18 protein-coding genes and 1 riboswitch are annotated in these 18,998 nt (G+C 65.3%); of the genes, 8 read left to right on the top strand and 10 right to left on the bottom strand.

Annotated elements, in window-relative coordinates; genetic code table 11:
* Nucleotides 1-22 precede the first annotated feature (22 nt).
* Nucleotides 23-820, top strand: a complete 798-nt coding sequence (locus BMI86_RS10800) for a response regulator (protein ID WP_078541424.1) — start codon at nt 23-25, stop codon at nt 818-820.
* A 95-nt stretch (nt 821-915) separates the two neighbouring features.
* On the opposite strand, the gene BMI86_RS10795 is transcribed toward BMI86_RS10800, so the two are convergent.
* Together BMI86_RS10795 and BMI86_RS10790 are read right to left on the bottom strand one after the other, a co-directional pair.
* Nucleotides 916-2,814: a glycoside hydrolase family 15 protein gene (locus BMI86_RS10795; protein WP_168173843.1), complete on the bottom strand. Its 1,899-nt coding sequence runs from the start codon at nt 2,812-2,814 to the stop codon at nt 916-918.
* A 171-nt stretch (nt 2,815-2,985) separates the two neighbouring features.
* Nucleotides 2,986-3,690, bottom strand: a complete 705-nt coding sequence (locus BMI86_RS10790; protein ID WP_078541422.1) for a GntR family transcriptional regulator — start codon at nt 3,688-3,690, stop codon at nt 2,986-2,988.
* 400 nt (nt 3,691-4,090) lie between these two features.
* Between BMI86_RS10790 and ehuB the strand changes: the two genes are divergently transcribed.
* The 7 genes from ehuB (at nt 4,091) to BMI86_RS10755 (ending at nt 10,195) form a co-directional block, all read left to right on the top strand.
* A complete protein-coding gene (gene ehuB, locus BMI86_RS10785; RefSeq protein ID WP_078541421.1) occupies nt 4,091-4,933 on the top strand; it encodes an ectoine/hydroxyectoine ABC transporter substrate-binding protein EhuB in 843 nt (280 codons plus the stop codon).
* Between the two features lie 76 nt (nt 4,934-5,009).
* Nucleotides 5,010-5,675, top strand: coding sequence for an ectoine/hydroxyectoine ABC transporter permease subunit EhuC (gene ehuC, locus BMI86_RS10780; RefSeq protein WP_078541420.1), 666 nt, complete (start codon nt 5,010-5,012; stop codon nt 5,673-5,675).
* Nucleotides 5,676-5,678: 3 nt separating this feature from the next.
* A complete protein-coding gene (gene ehuD, locus BMI86_RS10775; protein WP_078541419.1) occupies nt 5,679-6,350 on the top strand; it encodes an ectoine/hydroxyectoine ABC transporter permease subunit EhuD in 672 nt (223 codons plus the stop codon).
* The gene (gene ehuA, locus BMI86_RS10770) at nt 6,350-7,165 is read left to right on the top strand and encodes an ectoine/hydroxyectoine ABC transporter ATP-binding protein EhuA (RefSeq protein ID WP_078541418.1); all 816 of its coding nucleotides are present in this window, start codon (nt 6,350-6,352) and stop codon (nt 7,163-7,165) included. Before ehuD ends, ehuA begins: the two co-directional genes overlap by 1 nt.
* A gap of 102 nt (nt 7,166-7,267) precedes the next feature.
* Nucleotides 7,268-8,314 carry a pyridoxal-phosphate dependent enzyme gene (locus tag BMI86_RS10765; RefSeq protein ID WP_078541417.1) on the top strand — a complete coding sequence of 349 codons (1,047 nt, stop codon included), beginning with the start codon at nt 7,268-7,270 and terminating at the stop codon, nt 8,312-8,314.
* A complete protein-coding gene (locus BMI86_RS10760; protein WP_078541416.1) occupies nt 8,307-9,482 on the top strand; it encodes a Xaa-Pro peptidase family protein in 1,176 nt (391 codons plus the stop codon). Before BMI86_RS10765 ends, BMI86_RS10760 begins: the two co-directional genes overlap by 8 nt.
* A complete protein-coding gene (locus tag BMI86_RS10755; RefSeq protein ID WP_078541415.1) occupies nt 9,482-10,195 on the top strand; it encodes an aspartate/glutamate racemase family protein in 714 nt (237 codons plus the stop codon). Before BMI86_RS10760 ends, BMI86_RS10755 begins: the two co-directional genes overlap by 1 nt.
* A 44-nt stretch (nt 10,196-10,239) precedes the next feature.
* Here the strand turns inward: BMI86_RS10755 and BMI86_RS20985 are convergent, their stop codons facing one another.
* The 8 genes from BMI86_RS20985 to BMI86_RS10720 all read right to left on the bottom strand — a co-directional run bounded on the left by BMI86_RS20985 (nt 10,240) and on the right by BMI86_RS10720 (nt 18,996).
* Nucleotides 10,240-10,404 carry a peptidase M23 gene (locus BMI86_RS20985; RefSeq protein WP_143593862.1) on the bottom strand — a complete coding sequence of 55 codons (165 nt, stop codon included), beginning with the start codon at nt 10,402-10,404 and terminating at the stop codon, nt 10,240-10,242.
* Nucleotides 10,401-10,889, bottom strand: coding sequence for a hypothetical protein (locus BMI86_RS10750; protein WP_078541414.1), 489 nt, complete (start codon nt 10,887-10,889; stop codon nt 10,401-10,403). Before BMI86_RS10750 ends, BMI86_RS20985 begins: the two co-directional genes overlap by 4 nt.
* 3 nt (nt 10,890-10,892) lie before the next feature.
* A complete protein-coding gene (locus BMI86_RS10745) occupies nt 10,893-12,167 on the bottom strand; it encodes an agmatinase family protein (RefSeq protein WP_146673635.1) in 1,275 nt (424 codons plus the stop codon).
* A 105-nt stretch (nt 12,168-12,272) separates the two neighbouring features.
* On the bottom strand, nt 12,273-13,064 hold the full coding sequence (locus BMI86_RS10740) for an ABC transporter ATP-binding protein (RefSeq protein WP_078522762.1): 792 nt from the start codon (nt 13,062-13,064) through the stop codon (nt 12,273-12,275).
* Nucleotides 13,061-13,873 carry an ABC transporter permease subunit gene (locus BMI86_RS10735; protein ID WP_078541413.1) on the bottom strand — a complete coding sequence of 271 codons (813 nt, stop codon included), beginning with the start codon at nt 13,871-13,873 and terminating at the stop codon, nt 13,061-13,063. The genes BMI86_RS10740 and BMI86_RS10735 overlap by 4 nt, the downstream gene beginning before the upstream one ends.
* A 56-nt stretch (nt 13,874-13,929) precedes the next feature.
* Entirely contained in the window at nt 13,930-14,997 is a 1,068-nt protein-coding gene (locus BMI86_RS10730) for a putative urea ABC transporter substrate-binding protein (RefSeq protein ID WP_078541744.1), read from the bottom strand.
* 96 nt (nt 14,998-15,093) lie between these two features.
* Nucleotides 15,094-15,202: riboswitch (guanidine-I (ykkC/yxkD leader) on the bottom strand.
* A gap of 209 nt (nt 15,203-15,411) precedes the next feature.
* Nucleotides 15,412-16,629 (bottom strand): HlyD family efflux transporter periplasmic adaptor subunit, encoded by a 1,218-nt coding sequence (locus BMI86_RS10725; protein ID WP_078541412.1) that lies wholly within the window; start codon nt 16,627-16,629, stop codon nt 15,412-15,414.
* 3 nt (nt 16,630-16,632) lie between these two features.
* Nucleotides 16,633-18,996: an ABC transporter permease gene (locus tag BMI86_RS10720; protein WP_078541411.1), complete on the bottom strand. Its 2,364-nt coding sequence runs from the start codon at nt 18,994-18,996 to the stop codon at nt 16,633-16,635.
* Nucleotides 18,997-18,998 lie beyond the last annotated feature (2 nt).

The raw sequence follows: 18,998 nt of genomic DNA, 5'->3' as shown, positions 1-18,998 counted from the left end.
AAAAACGCAAAAGGGGGTTTTCATGTCCGAAGACATCGCCGGCACCATCGGAGCCAACCTGCCGTATCTGCGGCGCTACGCCCGAGCCCTTACCGGCAGCCAGGACAGTGGCGACAGATACGCCGCGGCTACGCTCGAGGCCATACTCGAAGATACGACGCCTTTCGAGAACAACGATCCGAAGCTCGCATTGTTCCACGCCTTCCATCTGGTCTGGGCCTCTGCGGGCGCACCGCTGGGCGAGCCGGACAACCGGCTTTCGGCGCGCGCTCAGGATCACATGTCGACGCTGACGCCGAACACGCGCGAGGCGCTTCTGCTGCACTCGATCGAAGGGTTCCGCGTCGAGGAAATCGGCACGATCATGCAGGTCGAGACCGACGAGGCGAAGGAACTGATCGACATCGCGATCCGCGAGATGGAAACCTCCGTCGCGGGCAAGGTCATGATCATCGAGGACGAGGCGATCATCGCGATGGATATTCGTGCCATCGTCGAGGATATGGGCCACCAGATCACCGGTATCGCCCGCACCCGGACCGAAGCGGTGGAGCTTGCCTCGACCGACAAGCCCGACCTGATCCTTGCCGACATTCAGTTGGCGGATAATTCCTCGGGCATCGACGCGGTGAACGACATTCTCGCGCAGTTCGGCAACGAGCTGCCCGTGGTCTTCATCACGGCCTTCCCGGAGCGTCTGCTGACCGGCGAGCGGCCGGAACCCGCCTTCCTGATCACCAAGCCCTACACCGAAAGCCAGGTGCAATCGGCGGTGAGCCAGGCGATGTTCTTCTCCTCCACGGAGACGCTTGCGGCCTAACGGCCGGATCAGGCGAAACACATGAAAAAGGCGGCTCCGGGGATCGGGGCTGCCTTTTTTTCACATGCGGGTCGCGCGGCTTTTTGTGAAGGCAATCAGCCCTTCACGGCCGAACGATAGGCGGTGATCGCCGCGATCATCCCGGCATGGGACAGCCCTTGCGGGAAGTTGCCCAGCTGCGCGCCGGTCTCCGGGTCGTGCTCTTCCGCCATCAGGCCAAGATCGGTCGTGGCTTTCAGCATCCCCTTGATCTGGGTTTTGGCATCGTCGAGCCGCCCCGCCCGCACGAGGTAATCCGCCGCCCAGAAGCCGCAGGCGTTGAAATACCCCTCGACGCCAGGCAGCCCGTCTTCCCGCAGGTCGTAGCGCCGCAGATGGACGCCCGAACCCAGCCGCTCGCGGATCGCCGTGTAGGTCGCGGCCATCTTCGGATCGTCCGCGGCGATCACCCCGATGCGCGGCATCAGCAGGACGCTCGCATCAAGCCAGTCCTCGCCGATCGCCCCGGTGAACGCGCCGATCTCTTCATTCCACGCTTCTTCCCGGATCAGCGCCTCGATCGCGGCGCGCTCGGCCTTCCAGAGCTTCGTGTCGGCATCGATCACGCCGCGTTCGACCAGCGCGATGACGGCATTCAGCGCGCCCCAGCACATCGCCTTGGAATAGGTATGATGGCGGCGTGGGTCGGGCATTTCCCAGATGCCGTTGTCGGGCCGGGTCCATTGCGAGACCACGACATCGGCGAAATTCGCAAGCCGGATGCCTTCGCCCGGATGAAGCTTTCCGCCCGCTTCGACATAGGCGCGCGCGGCCATGATCATCGACCCATAGGCGTCGAGTTGCAGCTGCGTCGCAGCGCCGTTGCCCAATTGCATCGGGACCGAGCGGCGATAGCCCTCGACCGTTTGCAGCTGGTGCAGCGAGACGTCGCTGTCGCCCCGCACCGTGTAGAGCGTGCCCAGCTCCGGCGCGGTTTCGCGCGTAGCCGCCATCATCCAGCGGAAGAAGGCGTCGGCCTCGCCGGTCAGGCCCTGATCGAGAAAGGCGTGCAGGACGAAATAGGCGTCGCGCAGCCAGCAGTAGCGATAGTCATAGTTGCGGATACCGCCGACCACCTCCGGCAGGCCCATCGTCGGCGCGGCGATCACGGCGCCGGTGGGGGCGTGGATCAGCAGCTGCAGCGCCATCAGCGAGCGTTTGAGCGACCCGGAGAAAGGCCCGTCGCTGAAATCCGTCTTCGACTGTCGCTTGCGCCATGCCTCGCGGGTCGCGGCGAGCGCCTTGTGGGCCGCGTCCATTCCCCCGACATGGCCGTGGCCGCCTTGGGTGATCGTGAGGGTGACGTAGCCTTCCTCTCCGGCGGCGAGCGTGCCGCGCCCGTTGAGCCGGCCCGAGCCTTCGATTTCCAACTCGATGGAGCTGTCGATCAGGACAATGTCGCCGTCTTGCGTGAATTGCCAGCTGCCCGGGCCGCGTCGGATGAAATCTGGGGTGTTCAGCGCGTAGTCGCAGCGTGGGGCGATGCAGATTTCGACCTCGGCTTCGCCCCCCTGAGCCTCTAACAGCCGCACGACGGAGCGCCCGAAGCTCGCCGCTTCTTCGAGCGAGTCCGGGAGGTTCATGAAGTCGGTGACCTTGAGTTGGCCGCCCTCGGTCGGGTTGGTCGTGGTCAGGATCGGGCCGTGGTTTTCATAGGCGCGTTTCGCCGCGCTTGGACGGCCCGCCTCGGGCACCGGGCCAACATAGAACGTCCCGCCGCGAAACTGGTCGAGCAGCCGCCCGAAGACCGGATCGCCGTCGAAATCGGGGCCGCAGAGCCAGTCGATCGCGCCGTCGCGGGCCACCAGCGCCGCCGTGCGCGTGTCCCCGATGACCGCGTAATCGCCGATGGGGAGATAGCCGCGCCGCCCTTCCAGAAAGCGCAGCGGCGGGCTGTCCGGATCGGGCGTGGTCTTCGCGGATCGGTCGGCGGAAGGGCGGGTGAGATCGGTCATGGAATGCATGTCCTTCGTCGCATCTCCGGGCGTCGCCCCCCGGAGACAATCACATCCCTCTCAGTGATCGAACGGACCCGCCGCGCCGCAGTTCCTTGAACAAACCGTGTGCGTTCGAGAGCCGCGCGTGGGGTAAACCCGGTCGCGGAGGCTGCGGCCTCCAGTCGTCCGCTAGGGCGCTTTGATCAGGACGGGCATCCGCGCGAAGCTCATGGAGATATGGCCGCGCCGCATATGGCCGAGTGCGTCGAGATCGCCGAGCCGCAAAGCGCGCAGGATGTCGCGCAGCTCGTCATTGTAGATCTCGATCTCCTGCATCAGGTCGATCTGCGAGGCGGTGACCTGCTGCAGCCAGATCCGGGCCGTGCGGAAATACAGCGCCTCCGACATTTCCCTCAGCGGCGCATTCGCGGTCAGATCCAGCAGGCAGAGGAAGGTGTCGCGGTCCAGCTCGGCGAAAGCGCGGGCGGTGGGTGCATCGACAAGGGCGCGGCCGCGTTCCTGCAGCCTGACGAAAGACGCGATCAGTGCGGCGCTTGGCGGCACCGGGTCGAGGGTCGTCTGCAGCACCGCGAGTTCGCGCCGCAGCCGGAAGACCTGTCCCAGTTCGGTGTAATCGACATCGGTGACGAAAGTGCCGACCCCATGCATCGAGCGCAGCATCCCTTCATCTTCGAGACGCGCCAACACCCGACGCAGTGGTGTGCGCGAGATGCCGAATTCGGAGGCCAGCGCGGTCTCCGACAGGCGCATGCCGGGCGGGTAGTCGAGCAGGCAGATGCGGCTGCGAATTTCGGCATGGATGAGGTCCAAGCGGTCGCGGCCACGCAGCCGTTCCGGTGTGGTTTGCCGAGGGATCAGGGGTATCTCGTTCATCGGGTTTTGTTGTCTCTTCGCGCGAAGGTCATGATCGGCGGCGGCGGCGCGCAGGTCAATCTGCTTCGCGGCGACGGCCCAAATGGCATTTCGATTTCACATATTGCGGCTGAGGGGGCGGAGCAATCGGCCTGATGTGGAGGTCGTTGCACGCACGGAGCCCCCACTGCGTTCGCACGGGCGCGCGAGATATGCGCGTTCCGTGTTCAACGCTGCGATATTGGGCAATATTGGTGCACAACATCTGCGCAGGGAACTTCACAACCCCACGATATCTGTCTGGCAACCCTGTATAATCAATGTGATCTGCTTGACACTCTCCGGAATCTCATAGGTGTTGTGTACATCAAGCGCGGAAGGCTTTCGGCTTTCCGTTAACAAGAGCCAACAGGAGAGACGCATGAAATCGATTTGGAAATCTGTCGCCGCTGCCGGTATGGGCCTCGCGATGAGCGCGACCGCCGCACTGGCCGGACCCCTGATGGACCGTATCAACTCGGGCGAGCCGATCCGCATCGGCTTTGCGAACGAAGTTCCGTGGGCCTATCCGGGCGAAGACAACAAGCCGCTGGGCTTCGTGAACGCCTACGTTCTGGGTGTGCTCCACGAGATGGGCTATGACAACATCACCCCCGTCGTGACCGATTGGGGCGGGCTGATCCCGGGCCTCAACGCGAACCGCTTCGACATGGTCACGGGCGGTCTCTACATCCTCAATTCGCGCTGCCAGAACGTCGCGTTCTCGGAGCCGATGGCGAAGGTGGGCGATGCGTTCATCGTGCCGAAGGGCAACCCGAAGAACCTGAACAACTACGAGCAGATCGCCAAGGCTGGCGCGACCTTCGTGACGGGTGCGGGCTATAACCAGGTGGAATCCGCGGCCAAGGGCGGCATCCCGGATAGCGACGTGATGACCGTGCCGGGTCCGACCGAAATCCTCGCCGCCGTGAAAGCGGGCCGCGCGGATGCAGGTGGCGTGACCTATTTCACCGCGCAGAACCTCGCCAAGCAATCGGACGGTACGGTTGAAGTGTCGGACGTGAGCCAGCTTCCCGAATGGACCCAGAACTGGGTGGGCATCGGCTTCCGCAAGGCGGATCAGGACTTCGTCGAGAAGTTCAATGAAGCTCAGAAGAAGTATCTCGGTTCGGACGCGATGATGAAAGCGGTCGGCGAGTACGGCTACTCGAAAGGCAACCTGCCGGGCGACAAGACCGCCGCAGAAGTCTGCGAGATGCGCTAAGCGCAGCTGCTGATGACATGGACGGGCCAGCGTATGGCCCGTCCTTTTTGACATTCACCGCCGGGGCGGGACGGGAATGAGCTACATAGATTTTTTGAAAGAATACGGGCCACGCTTCTGGGACGGGACGCTCACAACGGCGGGCCAGTTTTTCCTAGCGTCCGCCCTGGCGATCGCCATCGCGCTTGTTGCTGGGCTTATGAAGCTCTCGCGCAACGGGCTGATCCGGGGCATCGCCGTCGTCTATATCGAGATTTTCCGCGGCACTTCGCTTCTGGTCCAGCTGTACTGGATCTTCTTCGTGCTGCCGCTGTTCGGATTGACGCTGCCGAAATTCACCGCGGGTTTCGTCGCGGTGGGGATGAACCTCGGGGCTTATGGCGCCGAGCTGGTGCGCGGCGGCATCCAATCCGTGCCGAAGGGGCAATGGGAAGCGGCTTATGCGCTGTCGCTGAGCCCGATCAAGCGGATGTGGCGGATCATCCTGCCGCAGGCTTTCGTCAACATGCTGCCGCCGTGGGGCAACCTTCTGATCGAACTGCTGAAGAACACCGCGCTGGTCGCGCTGATCTCCGTGTCGGACCTGATGTTCGAGGCGAAGCAGATCAACGGCTCCACCTTCCTCTCGGCGCAGACCTTCGGCACCGCGCTGATCATCTACTACGTCTTCGCGCGCTTCATCGTGACGCCGTTCATGCGCTGGCTGGAGCTGGTCATGCGGCGCAAGCTGGGGAGGGCCTGATCCATGGGGTTCAACTGGAACTGGGAATTCACCTGGGAAATCTTGCCCAAGCTGATGCATGCGACGCTCAACACGCTGATGGCGGCGGGCTTCGGCTATGCGATTGCGGTGGTGCTGGGCATGGTCTTCGCGCTGGCGCAGCGGACGCCCTACTGGGTGCTGACCAAGGTCGTGCGCGAATTCATCGAGTTCATCCGCTCGACGCCGCTGATCCTGCAGATTTTCTTCGTCTACTACGTCGGCCCGCAATTCGGCCTGAAACTGGGGCCGTGGACGGCGGGCATGATCGCGATCGGTCTGCACTATTCGGCCTATCTGTCGGAGGTCTATCGCGGCGGTCTCGACGCGGTGCCGAAGGGCCAATGGGAGGCTTGCACCGCGCTCAACATGTCGACCCGCGACACCTATTGGCGCATCGTGATCCCGCAGGCCATTCCGCCCGCGCTGGCGGGGATGGGCAATTACCTCGTGGGGATCTTCAAGGATACGCCGATGCTCTCGGTGATCGGGGTGGCCGAACTGATGCACACCGCGAATGCGATCGGCTCGTCGAGCTATCGCTATCTCGAACCCTATACGCTGGTGGGGATCATCTTCCTCGCCATCTCGCTTCCCACCGCTGCCCTGATCCGCGTCTTCGAGGATCGCGTGCGGCGTAAACTCGGATTGAAATGATGGAAGACCTTTCGAACTATCCGCTCGAACTGACGGGCGACAACGTGCCGATGGTGCGGTTCCTGAAAGTCACCAAGCGCTATGGCGATCTGGTGGTGCTTGACCAGCTCGATCTCGACGTGGCCGAGGGGGAAATGGTCACGATCATCGGCCCGTCCGGCTCTGGCAAGACGACCGTGCTGCGGATGCTGATGACGCTCGAGACGATCAACGAGGGCGTGATCTACGTGGACGGCAAGCCGCTGACCCATATGGAGAAGAACGGCAAGCTGGTGCCTGCGGATCGCAAATATCTGCGCAAGGCCCGCAGCCAGATCGGCATGTGTTTCCAGCATTTCAATCTCTTCCCGCACATGACCGCGCTTGAGAATTGCATGGAAGGCCCGGTGCAGGTTCTGGGTATGAAGAAGGCCGAGGCGCGCGAACGGGCCGAGGAACTGCTGGAGCTGGTCGGCATGTCCGACAAGCGCGACCAGCACCCGTCGCGGCTCTCGGGCGGTCAGCAGCAGCGCGTGGCGATCGCGCGGGCGCTGGCGATGCGTCCCAAGGTGATGCTGTTTGACGAGGTGACCTCCGCGCTCGACCCGGAGGTGATCGGCGAGGTGACCAACGTGATCCGGTCGCTGGTGGATAAATACAATCTGACGATGCTGATGGTGACGCACCAGATGGGCTTCGCAAAGGACATCTCGGATCGGGTCTGCTTCTTCTACGACGGCAAGATCGAGGAACAGGGCGCGCCCGAGGATCTCTTCGGCAACCCGCAGAAAGAGCGCACGCAGCAATTCCTCTCGGCGGTGAAAGAGGCCGACTGACGCGCCTCACGATGTCGCGCAATGGCCTGCCTGAAAAGGTGATTGCGTGCGCGGACGTCTCGCTGCCTTATGGGCCTGCTTCCATCGCAGCGAGGGTCCGACATGCCGATCATCATAGACAATCCCTGGCGCGGTGACGGGCTCGACCCGGAGGGTGTTCAGCCCATCGCGGATGCCTCGGGCGTGGCCAGCCTGCTTGCCCAATGTCCGGCACATCGCGAGACCCCGCTGCGCGCGGCGCCCGGGATTGCGGAGCGCGCCGGGGTCGGCGAGGTCTGGATCAAGGACGAGCGCGAGCGCATGGGGCTCGGCAGCTTCAAGGCGCTGGGCGCGGTCCATGCGATTGCCCGGGAGGCGGCGTCGCGTGCCGAGGGTGGTGACCTGCAAACGGCCCTCGCCGGTGAGACCTATGTCGCGGCCAGCGCGGGGAACCACGGCCTCTCGGTCGCGGCAGGTGCGCGTATATTCGGCGCTCGCGCGATCATCTATCTGGCCGAGACCGTGCCCGCCGCCTTCGCCGCACGGTTGGAGGCACGCGGGGCCGAGGTCGTGCGGGCTGGCGCGGAGTATCAAGAGAGCATGGAGGCCGCCGAGACAGCCGCTGCCGAGAACGGCTGGACGCTTTTGTCGGACAGCTCGTGGGAGGGTTATGTCGAACTGCCGCTGCGAGTGATGGAGGGCTACACCCAGCTTGCCGCCGAGGCCGTCGCGCAGATCGACGCGCCGCCCACCCATATCCTGCTGCAGGCGGGGGTCGGCGGTCTGGCGGCCGCCGTGGCCGCCCATGCGCGGCTGGCTTGGGGCGACGGGCCTGAGATCATCGTGGTCGAACCCGATGCGGCGCCTGCGCTGATCGAGAGCATTCGCGCAGGGCATCTGGTGAGCACGGAAGGGCCGGTCTCCGCGATGGGGCGGCTCGATTGCAAGACGCCTTCGATGGTGGCGCTGGCGGGTCTGTCGCGCGATGCGGATCGCTTCGCCACGATCACCGAAGCCGAGGCGCAGTCCGGCGTCGACATCCTCCCAGCACACGGGCTGGCCACGACGCCGTCGGGCGGGGCAGGGCTGGCGGCTCTGCTTGCCGGGCTGTCGCTGGGACCGGAGGCGCGGGTTCTCGCGATCCTCAGCGAAGGCCCGGAAGATGGCTGAGCGCTCGCTCATCTTTCCGGCCGAGGAGTTTCGCACCCGCGTCGGCCGCCTTCAGGCCGAGATGAGCGAACGGGGTCTGGATGCGCTGTTTCTGACCTCGGCTGCTGATATCTTCTACGTCACGGGCTTTTTGACCCGGTTCTGGGAAAGCCCCGCGCGCCCGTGGTTCGTCATTGTCCCGGCCAGCGGTGCGCCGGTCGCGGTGATTCCCTCCATCGGGGCGGAACTGATGGGCCGCACCTGGATGACGCAGGTCCGCACTTGGGATGCGCCCGACCCGGAGGATGACGGCGTGAGCCTGCTCGCCGAGACGTTCTGCGATCTTCTGCCGGAGAGCGCGCAGATCGGTGTGCCGATGGGGTTGGAGACGCACCTGCGGATGCCGCTCGCGGATTACGCGCGGCTCGGGGAGCGTATCGCGCCGCGGCGCTTCATCGACGGCACCGCCGCGATTCAGCGGGTGCGCGAGATCAAGAGCGAGGCGGAGATCGAGAAGATCCGTAGGGCCTGCGCCATCGCGGGCCGTGCCTTCGCGCGGGTGCCGGAATTCGCGGGGCCGGGGCGTCCGCTCGACGGGATTTTCCGCGCCTTCCAATCGGCGCTTCTGGAGGAGGGGGCTGACTGGGTCAGCTATGTCGCCGGGGCGGCGGGGCCGTCGGGCTATGACGATGTGATCTCGCCTGCTGGGCCCGAGCCGCTGCAGGCGGGCGACGTGCTGATGCTGGATACCGGCGCGGTGCGCGACGGGTATTTCTGCGACTTCGATCGCAATTTCTCGGTCGGTCCGGCGTCGGAGCCGGTGCGGCGCACCCATGCTGCGCTCTGGGAGGTGACCGAGGCTGTGATGGCGCAGCTGCGGCCCGGGATGCGGGCGCGTGATGCGCATCGTCTGCTGGTCGAGGGGCTCGCGGCGCGCGGTGTCGCGGCGGGCGGCGGGCGTCTGGGCCATGGGCTGGGGGTCACGCTGACGGAATGGCCGTCCTTCACTCCGCGCGACGACACGGAGCTGCGCGAGGGCATGGTGCTGACGCTCGAACCCGGCGCTTGGATCGAGACCGCGCAGGGTCCGCGCCGCCTGTTGGTCCATGAGGAAAATATCGTCCTGCGCGTGACCGGGGCGGAACTGCTGTCGCCGCGCGCCCCCAAAACCCTGCCGGAGCTGAGCTGATGGCCGATTTCCCCTATCGTCTTCTCGAAGACGCCACGCCCACGATGGGGCTGATCGTGCTGCGCGTGGACGAGACCATCGAGGACGAATTCCGTCGCTACATCCCGCCGGGCGACGCGCGGATGCATGTCACGCGCGTCCATTCCGGCGACGATCTGACACCGTCGAGTATCGCCGAGATGGAGCGCGCTTTGAGCGGCGCGGCGGCGCTGCTGCCGCCTGCGGCGAAGTTCGATGTGGTGGGCTATGGCTGCACCTCTGGCGCGGCGCTGATCGGCCCGGGCGAGGTACGGGCGAATGTCATGGCGGGCGTGACGACCCAGCATGTGACCGATCCGCTGAGCGCCGCGCTGGCGGCGATTTCAGATCTGGGGTTGGAGCGGGTGGGGATCGTCTCGCCCTATGTCGCCTCGGTCGCGGAGCCTTTGCGGGCGGCCTTCGTCGCCGCAGGGATCACCGTTCCCGCGACGCTGTCTTTCGGCGAAGAGGTCGAGGCGCGGGTGGCGCGGATCGATCCGGCCTCGATCGCCGACGCCGCGCGGAGCCTTGCGGGGCAGGCCAAGCTGGACGGGATTTTCCTGTCCTGCACCAACCTGCGCACGCGGGGGATTTTGCCGGAGCTGAAAGCGGAGCTCGGGATGCCGGTGCTCAGCTCAAATCAGGCGCTGGCTTGGCATATGCGAAAGCTTGCGGGGCTGGGGGAGCCGAAGTGAAACAAGGCGCCCGTCGGGGCGCCTTGTAAGGTCGTTTCGAAAAATCAGCGGCGCGATCTGACGAATTCGACGATGCCATAGACCGCGAGGGCGGCGACGCCGACGATCAGCATCGGCTCGACACCGTGGGTATGGAAATGCGTGCCGGAATGCGCGAGGGCCGGGCTGGCGAGCGTTGCGCCCAGAAGCGTTGCGAAGCTGGTCTTCATTGGTCGATCTCTTTCTTGCGTTGTGTCAGGAAGTCGCGGATGTCGAGGACGGATTTCTCGTCCATCGACACGTAGATCAGCGACATGTTGGTGCGTTCGCGGACCATCTCGCCCGGGAACGGAAGGTAGGACAGTTCGCGCGAACCGAAGGAGGGCGAGGCGGTGCCCACCTGCCATTCGGTCTTGAGCTCCACATCCACGAGTTTCAGCGATTTCGGCCCCGTCGACGAAGGACGCTCGAAGGGAACGCCCGCGAGCTTGAGATAGCTCGTCTTGTCGGAGGCCTGCATGAAGCCGTCGATGAACTGGGTGGCGAGAACCTGCAGGTCCGCGGCCTCTTCCTCGTGATGCATGTGGCTGTGCAGATGCTCGGCATGGGCGTGGTTGTGACCATGCCCGTGATGCGCGTGGTCATGGGAGTGCCCGTGACTGTGCCCGTGATCGTGGTGGTGATGGTGCCCGTGAGGGGCGTGATCATGCGGCATGGCTCAGCCCACCTTATGCGGTTCGGAGTTCGACCAGCGCTTGCCCTCGAATTCGCCATGGGGAAGCGAGACGGGCTTGTCGATATGCTTGCGATGCGCGCCGAGTTTGCCATTGGCGACCAGCGAGCCCAGCACGTCCACGATCACCCGCGTGCCCATCAGCGCGGTGATGTCGGACACGTCGTAGGGCGGCGCGACCTCGACCAGTTCCATCCCGCAGATGCCTTCGGCGGCGATGCCGGAGGCCAGCGCCAGCGCCTCGCGCGGGAGGAAGCCGCCCGGTTCGGGCCAGCCGGTGCCGGGCACGAAGCCGCAATCGATGGAGTCGATATCGAAGGACATGTAGACCATGTCGACCCCGTCCCACGCCATTTCGAGCGCCATCTCGATCGTCTTGTCGATGCCCATCTTCTCCATGTCGCCCATGGTGATGATGTTGGTCTCACGCTCGCGGGCGACCTTCACCGCCTCGCGCGGGACTTGCCAGCCGCCGATGCCGATCTGCACGAGGTTCTTCGCGGGCACGTTGGGCAGGTTGGTCGAGTGGAACCACGGCGTGGTGTGCATCCGCTCGTCGAGGTCTTTTTCCTGAATGTCGGCATGGCGGTCGAAATGGACGATGCCGATCTTCTTCGAGGTGCATTCGGCGATGCCGCGCACGCAGGGAAAGCCGATCGAGTGGTCGCCGCCGATCATGATCGGGAGCGAGCCCGAGGAGAAGACGTGGCTGACCGCGCGGCTGATCTGGTCGAAGCTCTTCTCGATATTCGCCGGGATGGTGAACACGTCGCCCGCATCGCAGAGCGTCATCTGCTCGCGCAGGTCGACGCCGATCTCGTAGTTGTAAGGCGTGTAGAGCGCGGAGATCTTGCGCACGCCCTGCGGTCCGAAGCGGGTGCCGGCGCGGTAGGTGGTGCCGCCATCGAAGGGGATGCCCAGCACGGTCGCGTCGTAATGCGAGACCTCCAGCACGTCCTCGGCATAGGGCGCTTTCAGGAAGGTGTTGATGCCCGCGTAATGGGGCAGCTCGCCGCGTGCGAAAGTCGGGATCGACTTGTCCTCGATGCTGTCCGCGCCGGTCAGCCCCATGCGCAGCGCCCAGCGGCGTTCCTCGTCCCAGCGTCCCTCGGGGAGTTCCGCCTCTTTGCGCATCGCCTTCCAGCCGGCGAGCTTGGTCAGGTCCGGGTGGTGCTGGCGGCGCTCGCGCAGGGCATGCGCCGCGATGGCCGCTTGCGGGTGGTGCGGGCGCGATCGCCCGCCTGGCAGGTCATGGAACATCTCTGTCTCCAATCTATCGAAGCCCCGGATCGGGGCAGGCTGTCTGGACCTTGGCGGCGGCCCGCGCGCGGGGCCCAGCGGCGCGCGCGGTGAAACTTGGGCCTCTCAGTCCGGCGCGGGCGCGGGGTCGCTTTGCGCGGCCAGAGAGGGGATCTTGTCGAGGATGTGCTGATACGGAATGCCGTGATCGCGGGCGTCGAAATCATAGGTGATCGTCGCGCCGTAGCGTTCGGGGTAATCCGGGTCCCAGCGGGTCTTGTCGAAGACCAGAACGCGGTCGCCCAGCTTGAAGCCCTCACCAAGATCATGCGTGACCATGAAGACGGTCATGCTGGTCTCGGTGCGCAGCTGCGTCAGGAACTCATGCATCGAAAGCCGCGTGCCCGGATCGAGCGCGCCGAAGGGCTCGTCGAGCAGCAGGATGCGCGGGCGGGCATGCAGCGCCTGTCCGATGGCGAGGCGTTGCTGCATTCCGCCCGAAAGCGTCGAGGGGTAGTTCTTCGCGACATGCGCCAGCCCGATCCGCTCGAGAACTTCATCGGCGCGTGCCCGGGCTTCGCGCAGTTTCGCGCCGCGAAACCAGCCCCAGCCTTTCGGGAAACTCTCGGCGGCGACGATGTTGTCGCGCACGGTCATATGCGGGAAGACCGAGTATTTCTGGAACACCACGCCGCGCTCGCGGCCCGGTTCGCGCGCAGGCGTGCCGCCATCGACGGTGATGCGGCCCCGCGTGGGCGTCTCATCGGCCAAGAGCAGCCGCAGGAAGGTGGATTTGCCGCAGCCGGACGCGCCGACGATCGAGACGAACTCGCCCTCGGCCACGTCGAGATTGACGCGCTCGATGATCGGACGGCCGTCGTATTCTTGAAACACATCGCGGACGGTGACGAAGCTCATAGCCCACCTCCCAGCCACGGGAAGGCTTTGCGCGACAGCGTCTTGAGCGCGAAGTCGATCAGGAAGGCGAGCAGCGTGATCCAGATGACGTAGGTCAGGATGATGTCCATCGCGAGGTAACGCCGGACGAGGAAGATGCGGTAGCCAAGGCCGACCTCGGCCGCGACGGCTTCTGCGGCAATGAGGAACAGCCAAGCCGCGCCGAGTGACAGGCGGATGGCCGCGATCAGGCGCGGCAGGATTTGCGGCAGCACCACACGCAGCGCGATGACCCATGTGGAGGCGCCCAGCGTCTGCGCCTTCACGATCTCCTCGTGTGGAATGTCGAGCACCCGCTGCGAGAGGTCGCGGATCAGGAAGGGTGTGATGCCGATCACGATCAGCACGATTTTCGAGGTCTCGCCCAGTCCGAACACGATGAACAGGATCGGCAGCAGCGCCAGCGGCGGCACCATCGAGAGCACCGCGACGAAGCTCGACAATCCGCGCCGGACATAAGGCAGCAGCCCGATCCCGACGCCGACCGTCAGCGAGATCAGCGCCCCGATGCCGACACCGAAGGCCAGACGCCGCAGGCTCGCGAAAGTATCGGCCCAGAGGAGGATCTCGCCGGTGCGCTTGTTCGGCTCGGTGAATAGCCGCCCGGCGGTGTTCATGATGGTTTCGGGCGCGGGCAGCAGCTTGTCCTGCGGGTTCGCCGCGAGCCGGATTTCCGAGCCGATCCAATAGGCGATCAGCACCGCCAGGAAAGGCAGCGCGGCCAGCAGGATGCCGGTGGGCCGGGTCGGATGTCGGTTGAGCAGACGCATGGGCGCTTTCGGCAATTGTCGGAAAAGGGCCCGGCCCGAAGGCCGGGCAAGTCAGATCAAAGCGCGCCGTCGGCCGCCATCTGCATGTAGGTAGTGTCGAAGCGCAGCTTCACGTTGGCTTCGTCGCCCGTCACCGAGCCGTCGGGATATTCGACGCCCACGAAATCGGCCGAGGGCGCATCGACGCCAAGGATGCCTTTGTCGAACAGGAAGTTCGCGACAGTCGTCATGGTCTCGGGCATCTCGGCGCTCGAAGCCTGCTCGACCGCCTTGGCCGGATCGTAGAACATCGCCGTCGCGGCGAGCTGGGCCTTGTAGCCTTCCAGATCGGTGCCGGCGGCCTCGGCCATCGCGGTCAGGGCCTCTTCGTCGCCTGCGGCCATCTTCGACATGACCTCATACCAGGCGCCGACCACGGCTTTGCCGAAATCGGGGTTGTCCTTGAGCGTCTCGGTATTCACCACCATCAGATCGAGGATCTCGCCCGGGATCTGCGAGCTGTCGAAGAGCTTGTTCGCATCGGGGTTGGAATCGAGGATTTCCGACACCAGCGGGTTCCACGTCACGACGGTCTCGATCTCGGGGGTCGCGAAAGCGGCGATCATGTCGGCGTCGGAGGTGTTCACGACACCAGCCAGATCCTTCTCGGCCAGCCCGGCTTTATCGAGCGCGCGCGCCAGCAGGTAATGCGAGACCGACAGCTCGACGAGGTTCACCTTGGTGTCCTTCAGCTCCTCGATCGAGGTCGCTTTCTTCGAGATGATCGCGTCATTGCCGTCGGAATAGTCGCCGACGATCAGCGCGGTCGTGTCGACGCCGCCGCCCGACGGGATCGAGAGCGTGTCCATGTTCGTCGCCGAGACGCCATCGAAGCCGCCCGCGGTGTATTGGTTGATCGATTCCACGTAGTCGTTGATCTGAACGATATCGACGGTGATGCCGTATTTCTCGGCCCATTTGTCCATGATCCCCGAGCTGTCCAGATAGCCCCAAGGCATCCAGCCGGCATAGATCGACCATGCGAGTTTGAAATCGGTTTTCTGCTCGGCCATCGCGGGCGAGAGAGAGGCGGCGAGAACGCCCAAGCTGAGGGCCGTGGCGGACAGGAATTTCGTTCTGGTCATGGTCTTCCCCGTTGGCATGCGTCCCGCCTTTTTATGGCGTAGAGGCCGACCCGCTGGCGGAACAAGAGATGAGGCGCGGGTCAGACCTGCGCAGTAATCTCCCGGGATTTTGGCCCGCCGTGTGCCCGCACGGAATTTGCCGCGTGGGTGGCACTTCTCGGACCAGACCTGCCTTCTCGGCAACGGAACCCTAAGCGCCCTGCGCCCTCATTCGGCCATGACCTTGGTGCGTTTCCAAAGGTGGAGAGGGGGCAAAAGCCGCTTCGATTGCGGCTCGCATGGCATTTGGGCGCAAATAACTCTCAAGTGATGGTTTTTTGAGCGCCACCCCAAGCATTTTTGATCGGTTGGTGCGCTTTTCGTGCGGCTTCGTGATTCCTCGCGAGGTGGTTGGGGCGGGGCGTGAGGCGCAACTTAACCGCCGGACCGCGCCTCCACCGGCGCGCCGTCTTCCAGCGTCTCGACCGGATAGAGTACGACCTTGTCGCCCTCGCTCAGACCGTCCTGAAGCTCGGCATAGGTGCCATTGTCGGTCCCGATTTTCACGTTCACCTCCCGCGCGCGCCCGTCCTCGACCTTGAAGACGGCCCAGCCGGTGCCGCGCCGGAACAGGGCGCTCGACGGGACGCGCAGCGCGTCGGGGTTCTGCCAGACCACGATCCGGGCGGTCACCTGAAAGCCGTGGCCCAGACCGGCCCGCTGCGCGGCGTCGCCGGTAAAGGCGATGACCACGCCGACGCGTTGCTCCTCGACGCCCAAGGCGGAGACCTTCGTCGTGCCCGATGGATCGATGCGGACCACCTTGCCCTCCAGCACGTCCGGCCCGCCCCAATCGGTGATCTCCACCGGATCGCCGAGGCGCACGCGCACCGCATCGCGTGAAAGAAGATCGGCGACGACTTCTAACCCCTCCGAGATGTCGCCGATCTCCATGATCGGGGAGCCTGCAGAGAGCACGGTCTCGTTTTCCTGCAGGATTTGCAGCACCGTTCCGGTCGCGGGCGCATAAAGCGGGATCGACTCGACCCCGTCGCTGTTGTTCGCGGCGGCATCGTTCTGCAGCACGGATTTCGCCGAGGCCAGCGCCGCCTCGCGCATCGCGATGGCGGCTTTCGCGGCGGCTTCCTGCGCGGCGGCGTAGTCGGCATTGATCTGATCGCGGTCCAGCTTGGACTGGCTGATCGTGCCGGAAAGCGCGAGCCGCTGCGACCGCGCGAGATCGCTATCGGCCTGTTCGCGCATCGCGACCGCGGCGCGGTAATCGCCCTCGGCGGCACTCAGCGCGGCTTGAGCCTCGGCCAGCGCGGCCTCTGCCTGCGCCCGGCTGCGCGCATCCAGAACGGCGGGCAGGGCGGGGCGCATCCGGGCGACGACCGTCTCATTCGCGACGACATGATCGCCGACATGGATATCGAGCCGCTGCAGCCTACCGCTCACCGGGGTCGAGACCGTATAGCTTTCGCTGACGCGGGTCCGGCCATCATCCTCGATGACGAGCTTCATCGGGCCGCGCGTGACCTCGCCCATATCGACGGTCTGCGGCTGGGGCCAAAGCAGCGCGGCGATAGCGCCCGCTGCGATCAGGCCGATCAGGATGAGAATGAGCCATCTGGTCCGGGGTTTTGGTGTCACGGGTCAGTCCCTCGCCTTGAGCGCCGAAATCATGTTCAACCGATCCAGCGCGCGGCGCAACATCAGGATCGAGGCCAGTGTCGCCGAAACCACGACCAGCACCGCCGTCGCGATGCTGGGCAGATCGAAGCTGACGCTGACCCGGTAGAGTTCATTGGAGAAAACGCGTGCGATCAACTTGGCAAGCGTCCAGCCGAACCAGATGCCGACCGGGAGCGCGCAGGCGACCAGCAGGGTAATCTCCCCGGCCAGGATCAGCGTCACCTCTCCGCGGGTGAAGCCAAGGACGCGCAGGCTCGCCAGTTCATGCGCGCGCTCGGCAAAGGCGTTGCGCGCGGCGTTGTAGACGATGCCGAAGCTCAGCACGAAGGCGATCGCGCCGAAGACGAAACGCATCTGACCCGCGCCCTCGTCGGCGATTTCCCGGAATGCCGCCAGGCTATCGGATTTGATCGAGACGCCTGCGACCTTGGGGCGCTCACGCAGCTCGTGCAGAAGCTCCGGCGATGGGGCGCCCTCGGTGCGGATCGAGACCGAGGTGATCCGGTCCGCCTCGCCCACGGCCCGGGTCAGCGAGTCGAGGCGCATATAGGCCGGAGCGCCCAGCAGGGTGTCGGAGATCGCCGCGACCGGCAGCGAGAGGGTCCGCTTGCGGCCTTCGGTGACTTCGGCGGTGAGGTTTTCGCCCGGCTGAAGTTTCAGCACATCCGCGAGCCCCCGCGAGATCACGACTCCTTGCGCGGGCAAGGCGATCGGCTCCAGATCGGGCCGCAGCGCGCGGTTGAGCTGCGCATCCTCGGACAGGCCGGTCAGTTCGCCGCGATGGGTGATGACGCCGTTGCGGAAGAGGACCGGCACATAGCGCGTCGGCTCGGCCTCCAGCACGCCGGGCAGGTGCGCAATCTCATGCGTCACATCGCGCGAGACGGGGTGGATAAAGCTCACCGTCGCGTCGGAGCGGTCGGCAAAGCCGAAGGTGACATCCATTGTGTGATCGAAGCCAGAATAGATCATCAACATCGCCATGTTCAGCGCGAGCCCCGCGGCCACGCCCGCAACGGTGCCAAGGCTGCGCACCGGTTGCCGAGTGATCTGGCGCAGGATCATCCGTCCCGGCTGGTCGAAGAAACTCGTGACGATCGCGAGGAAGCCGACGCGGCCATGGGTGAAATCGGGCGGGGCCGGGGGACGCATCGCCTCGGCGGGCGTCAGGCGGAACACCGTGCGCAGCGCAATCGCCGCCCCGAGCGCGGCGGCGATCAGCGAGAAGGCGAGGCCCCCGGCGAAGGGGCCGGGATGCATCGAGAAGACGAGATAGGGGAATTTGTAGAATTCCATGTAGAGCCCGGTGATCGACCGCCCGAGCATCACGCCCAGGGCCGATCCGAGCAGCGCGCCCGCGAAGGCGATCATCAGCGCCATTTCTAGGTAGTGCCCCGCGATCTCCGCACCGCTATGGCCGAAGGCTTTCATCAACCCGATCTCGCGCCGCTCGGCCTGCACGATCCGGGTGATCGTGACGTTGAGCAGGAAGGCCGCAACGGCGAGGAAGATCGGCGGTAGAAACACCCGCGACTGGCGTAGCCCCTTGAGTTCTTCCTCGATGAAGCGCGCCGAGGTCTGCTGGTCCTGAACGAAGCCCGCGCCGCCGCCATAGGGCGCCATCAGCCGGTCGAGATCGGCGAGCACCGCCTTGCGGGGCCGCTCGCGCGTGGTGAGCGCCAGCACCTCGTTGAACGCGCCATCGAGATCGAGCACAGCGGCAGCGGCCTTGCGCTCCATCCAGATCACAGCGAAGCGGCCATCGGTCGGGAAGAATTCGCCCGGCGCGGGCATGAACAGAAACTCCGGCGCGCGGGCGAAACCGACGACCTGCAGTTTTTGGTGGCGGCCCTCGACGGTGACGCCGAGCGTGTCGCCAAGCGCGATCCCGCGTGCGGCTGCGAATGTGTCGAGCAGCACGACCTCGTCGCTGCGCCCGGCGATGGGCTTGCGTCCCGCCGTCATCAGGATGCCGTTGAGCCCCGCCGCGCCGGGCAGCGACAGGATGCGCGCCTGCACCGGCTCGCCGCCGTCTGCGTCGATCCGGCCGAAGCCGCTGATCCGGCCCTCGGCGGCCAGCACGCCGGGAATGGCGTTGACCTGTTCCATCATCGAGCTGGGCGCGCGGGTCAGCGGCTCGAAAACCTGCGCCAGCCGGTGCCGTTCGAAATAGGCGTCGCGAGTGACGGTGAGCGTATCGGTCAGCCCCGCCATCATCACCTGCACCATCACGCCCAGAGCGACGACCGCCGAGATCGCCAGCGCCTGCGCCCGGATGCGCCAGAGGTCGCGGAACAGCTTGCGATGGAGAACGGTCAGGGCCATCG

The sequence above is a fragment of the Thioclava sp. DLFJ5-1 genome (assembly GCF_002020115.1).
Lineage (GTDB): Bacteria > Pseudomonadota > Alphaproteobacteria > Rhodobacterales > Rhodobacteraceae > Thioclava > Thioclava sediminum.
Note: the sequence above shows the minus strand (reverse complement) of the source record. Positions and strands in the feature narration are given on the sequence as shown.

What these genes read in the sequence shown, in the direction of transcription:
- BMI86_RS10800 (WP_078541424.1), top strand. Translation starts at nt 23, where the DNA reads ATGTCCGAAGACATCGCCGGCACCATCGGAGCCAACCTGCCGTATCTG.
- BMI86_RS10795 (WP_168173843.1), bottom strand. Translation starts at nt 2,814, where the DNA reads ATGACCGATCTCACCCGCCCTTCCGCCGACCGATCCGCGAAGACCACG.
- BMI86_RS10790 (WP_078541422.1), bottom strand. Translation starts at nt 3,690, where the DNA reads ATGAACGAGATACCCCTGATCCCTCGGCAAACCACACCGGAACGGCTG.
- ehuB (WP_078541421.1), top strand. Translation starts at nt 4,091, where the DNA reads ATGAAATCGATTTGGAAATCTGTCGCCGCTGCCGGTATGGGCCTCGCG.
- ehuC (WP_078541420.1), top strand. Translation starts at nt 5,010, where the DNA reads ATGAGCTACATAGATTTTTTGAAAGAATACGGGCCACGCTTCTGGGAC.
- ehuD (WP_078541419.1), top strand. Translation starts at nt 5,679, where the DNA reads ATGGGGTTCAACTGGAACTGGGAATTCACCTGGGAAATCTTGCCCAAG.
- ehuA (WP_078541418.1), top strand. Translation starts at nt 6,350, where the DNA reads ATGGAAGACCTTTCGAACTATCCGCTCGAACTGACGGGCGACAACGTG.
- BMI86_RS10765 (WP_078541417.1), top strand. Translation starts at nt 7,268, where the DNA reads ATGCCGATCATCATAGACAATCCCTGGCGCGGTGACGGGCTCGACCCG.
- BMI86_RS10760 (WP_078541416.1), top strand. Translation starts at nt 8,307, where the DNA reads ATGGCTGAGCGCTCGCTCATCTTTCCGGCCGAGGAGTTTCGCACCCGC.
- BMI86_RS10755 (WP_078541415.1), top strand. Translation starts at nt 9,482, where the DNA reads ATGGCCGATTTCCCCTATCGTCTTCTCGAAGACGCCACGCCCACGATG.
- BMI86_RS20985 (WP_143593862.1), bottom strand. Translation starts at nt 10,404, where the DNA reads ATGAAGACCAGCTTCGCAACGCTTCTGGGCGCAACGCTCGCCAGCCCG.
- BMI86_RS10750 (WP_078541414.1), bottom strand. Translation starts at nt 10,889, where the DNA reads ATGCCGCATGATCACGCCCCTCACGGGCACCATCACCACCACGATCAC.
- BMI86_RS10745 (WP_146673635.1), bottom strand. Translation starts at nt 12,167, where the DNA reads ATGTTCCATGACCTGCCAGGCGGGCGATCGCGCCCGCACCACCCGCAA.
- BMI86_RS10740 (WP_078522762.1), bottom strand. Translation starts at nt 13,064, where the DNA reads ATGAGCTTCGTCACCGTCCGCGATGTGTTTCAAGAATACGACGGCCGT.
- BMI86_RS10735 (WP_078541413.1), bottom strand. Translation starts at nt 13,873, where the DNA reads ATGCGTCTGCTCAACCGACATCCGACCCGGCCCACCGGCATCCTGCTG.
- BMI86_RS10730 (WP_078541744.1), bottom strand. Translation starts at nt 14,997, where the DNA reads ATGACCAGAACGAAATTCCTGTCCGCCACGGCCCTCAGCTTGGGCGTT.
- BMI86_RS10720 (WP_078541411.1), bottom strand. Translation starts at nt 18,996, where the DNA reads ATGGCCCTGACCGTTCTCCATCGCAAGCTGTTCCGCGACCTCTGGCGC.